Below are 4,331 nucleotides of genomic sequence, written 5' to 3'. Positions count from 1 at the left end.
CCCCGAGCTCGGTCGCCAGCGAGAGCCGGGACGACAGCTTGTCGACGGCGATGATGTGCGTCGCCCCGGTCAGCCGCGCGGCCATGATCGCGGAAAGCCCGACCGCTCCCGAGCCGTAGACGACGATCGACGTGTCGGTCGCGGGCACCGATCCGGTGGCCGCGGTGCACGAGATCTGCGGCGGGCCCGCCGACTTCGCCATGGACTGCGCGGGGGCGGTGGCGGTCTTGCAGCAGGCGGCCTCCTCCGTCGGCATGCGCGGCACCGTCGCGCTGATCGGCGGCGCGCCGGCCGGGGCGTCGTTCTCGCTCGACCACATGTCCACGCTGTGGGGCAAGCGGGTCGTCGGCATCCTCGGCGGCGAAGGGCGGTCGGCGTCGCTGATCGGCGCGCTGATCGCGCTCAACAAGCAGGGCCGGTTCCCGTACGACAAGCTGATCACGTCGTTCCCGCTGGACCAGGTGAACGACGCCCTGGAGGCGTCGCGGGCCGGCGACGTGATCAAGCCGGTGCTGCGGATGCCGGAGTGACCTTACCGCCGCGTGGCTAGCCGCGGAGCAGGTAGGCCACGTCGGTCTCCCACTTACCCGGGTCCGGCTCCGCCGACGGGTCGGTGACGTATTCCTCGAACCGGGATCCCCAGGCGCTGCCTTCCGGCGTGTCCCGCACGTCGAATTCCAGGCTATGGTCGTGTGCCCACTGCTGGAGTGCGGCGTTGGCGTCGACCAGGCCGTCGTAGTGCCCGGTGTGCCGCAGCACAACGTAGCGGCCCGCGGGCAGGACACCGGGCCTGACGCGCCCGCTCTCTGTCATAGGCTCGGCGACGGGGACACCGAGTTCGATCTGGAGCAGTGCTTCCATGTCGATGACGAGGAAGCGGATGAACGGCGGGCCGGCCGGCGCGGTTCCTGTTTTTCCTAGCCATCCGAACAGTTCGGGGAAGGCCTCATCGATGGCGCCGGAGATGCCCCCCATGGGCACGGTCGCCTGGATCCCCGCGTAGTGCTGCGCGGCACGTTCCTCAATCCTCGGTTCCTGGCTCACGGCTGCCTGTCCTTTCGTGTCGGCACGTCCTCCTATGACGGCCGCGGCCAGGAAAACTCATCGTTAGGGTCGGGCAGGCGGTGAGCCGCGGCGTCCACCGTGGCGGTTCCTAGCGGCTGAGCAGCTCCGGGTTGACGTAGGCGTCGCTCATCGCGCGGGCGGTGGCGAAGCCTGGCTTGATCACCGTGTTGATCAGCAGCAGGCGCTCGTCGAACGGCGCGAACGCGCTCTTCATCGCGTTGATTGTCAACCATTCGATGTCCGACCAGCCGTAGCCGAACTCGCGTATCAGCATCTCGAACTCTGAGCTCAGCGTCACCTGGCTCATCAGCCGGTTGTCGGTGTTGACCGTGACCCTGAACTGCAGCTGGCGGAGCACCCGCAGCGGGTGCCGCTCGATCGACGGCGCGGCGCCGGTCTGCACGTTCGAGGTCGGGCACATCTCGAGCGGGATGCGCCGGTCCCTGATATAGCTGGCGAGGCGGCCGAGGCGGATCGCGCCGTCGGGGGTGATCTCGATGTCCTCGGCGAGCCGGACGCCGTGACCGAGCCGCTCGGTGCCGCAGTACTGCACGGCCTCCCAGATCGACGGCAGGCCGTACCCCTCCCCCGCGTGGATCGTGATGTGGAAGTTCTCCCTGTGGATGTACTGGAAGGCGTCCAGGTGCCGGCTCGGCGGCCAGCCGGCCTCGGCGCCGGCGATGTCGAAGCCGACCACGCCCTTGTCGCGGTACTTGACCGCGAGCTCCGCGATCTCGAGTGAGCGCGCCGCGGTCCGCATCGCGGTGAGCAGGGCATACACCCGGATCGGGCGGTTCTTGCTGCCGCGGGCGAAGCCGTCGAGGACCGCCTCGACCACCTGGTCGAGGGTGAGGCCGCGTTCGGTGTGCAGCTCGGGGGCGAAGCGGACCTCGGCGTACACGATGCCATCGGCGGCCAGGTCCTCGGCGCACTCCTCGGCGACCCGCCGCAGCGCGTCAGGAGTCTGCATGACGCCGACCGTGTGCCGGAACGCGTCCAGGTACAAGTTCAGGTGGCCGCGGTGCGCGCCGGCGGTCAGCACCGTCGTCAGCTCGTCAGGATCGTCGGTGGGCAGGCCGTCGTAGCCGGTCTCCCTGGCAAGCTCGATGACGGTTTCCGGGCGCAGGCCGCCGTCCAGGTGATCGTGCAGCAGCACCTTCGGCACGGCGCGGATCTGGTCAAGTGTCGGGCTCATCTGACTTACGCTCCCACCTCGTCTGCTACATCTGCGGCGCTGATCACGCTGACGACCAGCGGCGTCCGCGGCGGCGGCGCGCTGCCGATCGTGACCGTGCCCGCCGCCTCCAGCGCCTCGGCCGCCGGGGCGAAGCGGGACTCGTCGTCGGCGTGCAGCTCCAGTATGGGCTGTCCGCGGCGGACGTGGTCCCCTGGTTTCGCGAGGCAGCGGACGCCGGCCGTGTGGCTGACATCATCCTCCTTGCGCGCGCGGCCCGCGCCCAGCCGCCACGCCGCGATTCCGACCGCGAGCGCGTCCAGGCCTGTTACCCACCCGGTCTCCGGGGCCAGCAGGGCATGCCGCACGTGCCTGGCCGCCGGGAGCGGCGCGTCCGGGTCGCCGCCCTGCACCCTGATCATCCGCTGCCAGGTGTCGAACGCGCGGCCGCTGGCTATCGCCTCAGCCGGGCTCGCGGTGAGGCCGGCGAGCTCCAGCATGTGCTCGGCCAGCGCGAAGGTGACCTCCATCAGGTCGTCGGGGCCTTCCCCGGTGAGCGCCTTGACGGCTTCCTCGACTTCGAGCGCGTTGCCGACGGCGCGGCCGAGCGGGGTGTCCATCCTGGTGACGAGCGCCCTGGTGCGGACGTGGTGCTCCGTGCCGAGGGCGACCATCGTGCGGGCGAGCTGCCCGGCACGCGCCTGGTCCCGCATGAAGGCGCCCGATCCGGTCTTCACGTCGAGGACAAGCGCCTGGGTTCCCTCCGCGATCTTCTTGGACATGATCGAGCTGGCGATCAGCGGGATCGACTCGACCGTCCCCGTCACGTCGCGCAGCGCGTACAGCCTGCGGTCCGCGGGCGCCAGGCCGGCGCCGGCGGCGGCGATGACGACGCCTGGGTCCGCGAGCGCCCTGGTGAGCTCCTCGTTGCTGAGACTGGCGCGCCAGCCGGGGATCGACTCCAGCTTGTCCAGCGTCCCGCCGGTGTGGCCGAGGCCGCGGCCGGACAGCTGCGGCACCGCCGCGCCGCAGCTCGCCACCAGCGGCGCGAGGATCAGGCTCACCTTGTCGCCGACCCCGCCCGTCGAGTGCTTGTCGACCGACGGCCTGCTGAGGTGGCTGAGGTCGAGGGTCTCGCCGGACGCGATCATCTCGGTCGTCCAGGCCCTGAGCTCACCGGCGGTGAGGCCGTTGAAGTAGATCGCCATGAGCAGCGCGGCCATCTGCTCGTCGGCGACCGTCTGGCCGGCGTACGCGGCGAAGAGCCAGGCGATCTCCGCGTCGGTCAGCGGCCTGGTGTTATCCCGCTTGACGCGGATCAGTGAGACGACGTCTGGCATGGCGCGGTCGCTCCCCTGGGTCTGGTGTAACAGCTGGCTTCCGTGGTTCGGCTGGGGCGGCGGGGACGGCGCGGCCTGATCGCGGCGGGCGGCCAGGTCAGCGGTGCCGAACGAGGCGGGGAGCAGGTCCGCGAGGGTAACCGGCCCGCTGGCGGTGTCGACGAGGAGCGCGGGACCGCCCGCCTCGAGGAGGAGCTGGCGGCAGCGGCCGCAGGGCAGCAAGGGATCGCCGTCCCCGGCGACGACCGCGACCGCTATCAGCAGCGGCGCAGGCCCGGTGCCGTCCGTCGTGGGCGGCATGGCATGCAGGGCGGAGACCAGCCCGCATTCGGCGCACAAGGTGAGCCCGAACGACGCGTTCTCCACGTTGCAGCCCGTCACGACGCGCCCGTCGGCGGTCAGCCCGGCGGCGCCGACACGCAACCGCGAATACGGCGCGTACGCCCGGCCGGCCACCTGCATGGCGGCTGCGCGTAGCTCCGGCCAGTTAATTGCCATCAAACAACATTGCCCCGAGTCCGCCACACTGGCAACCCTGGATTGCACCAGGTCCGGCGCAGTGGCAGCTATCGCGGCCCGCCAGAGTGCCAGGGCACCGCAAGGTGAACGGTGAGCATGCGATCACCAAACTCGTTCAGGTCTGGTTAAGAATGCTGCTGAATTTCCTCAGTCAGGGGCACGCAGCCTAACTTGTAAGGGTGAGTTATCCGCAGGTCTCCGTGCTCGTCGTGGAAGATGATCCGGGCATCGCT

At 70.3% G+C, this 4,331-nt stretch carries 4 protein-coding genes and 1 pseudogene; 1 reads left to right on the top strand and 4 read right to left on the bottom strand.

Annotated elements, in window-relative coordinates:
- The first annotated feature begins 131 nt into the window (after positions 1-131).
- Positions 132-530 carry a zinc-binding dehydrogenase gene (locus WA805_RS13705; protein WP_425242521.1) on the top strand — a complete coding sequence of 133 codons (399 nt, stop codon included), beginning with the start codon at positions 132-134 and terminating at the stop codon, positions 528-530.
- Positions 531-546: 16 nt separating this feature from the next.
- On the opposite strand, the gene WA805_RS13700 is transcribed toward WA805_RS13705, so the two are convergent.
- The 4 genes and pseudogenes from WA805_RS13700 to WA805_RS13685 all read right to left on the bottom strand — a co-directional run.
- On the bottom strand, positions 547-1,044 hold the full coding sequence (locus tag WA805_RS13700) for a GyrI-like domain-containing protein (RefSeq protein ID WP_422289104.1): 498 nt from the start codon (positions 1,042-1,044) through the stop codon (positions 547-549).
- Positions 1,045-1,153: 109 nt separating this feature from the next.
- Positions 1,154-2,260 carry an adenosine deaminase gene (locus tag WA805_RS13695; RefSeq protein WP_422281418.1) on the bottom strand — a complete coding sequence of 369 codons (1,107 nt, stop codon included), beginning with the start codon at positions 2,258-2,260 and terminating at the stop codon, positions 1,154-1,156.
- A 5-nt stretch (positions 2,261-2,265) separates the two neighbouring features.
- Complete coding sequence (locus tag WA805_RS13690; RefSeq protein WP_425242522.1) at positions 2,266-3,579, bottom strand: thymidine phosphorylase; 1,314 nt, start codon at positions 3,577-3,579, stop codon at positions 2,266-2,268.
- A 93-nt stretch (positions 3,580-3,672) separates the two neighbouring features.
- Positions 3,673-4,077 (bottom strand): annotated as a pseudogene (locus WA805_RS13685) (cytidine deaminase); the annotation flags it as partial.
- Positions 4,078-4,331 lie beyond the last annotated feature (254 nt).

This window comes from Trebonia sp., assembly GCF_049794275.1.
In the GTDB taxonomy this organism is placed as follows: domain Bacteria; phylum Actinomycetota; class Actinomycetes; order Streptosporangiales; family Streptosporangiaceae; genus Trebonia.
This window is presented reverse-complemented; position numbering and strand designations above follow the sequence as displayed.

Bases quoted from the DNA above. Each gene is read 5' to 3' on its own strand.
- WA805_RS13695 (WP_422281418.1), bottom strand. From the start codon at position 2,260: ATGAGCCCGACACTTGACCAGATCCGCGCCGTGCCGAAGGTGCTGCTG.
- WA805_RS13690 (WP_425242522.1), bottom strand. From the start codon at position 3,579: ATGCCAGACGTCGTCTCACTGATCCGCGTCAAGCGGGATAACACCAGG.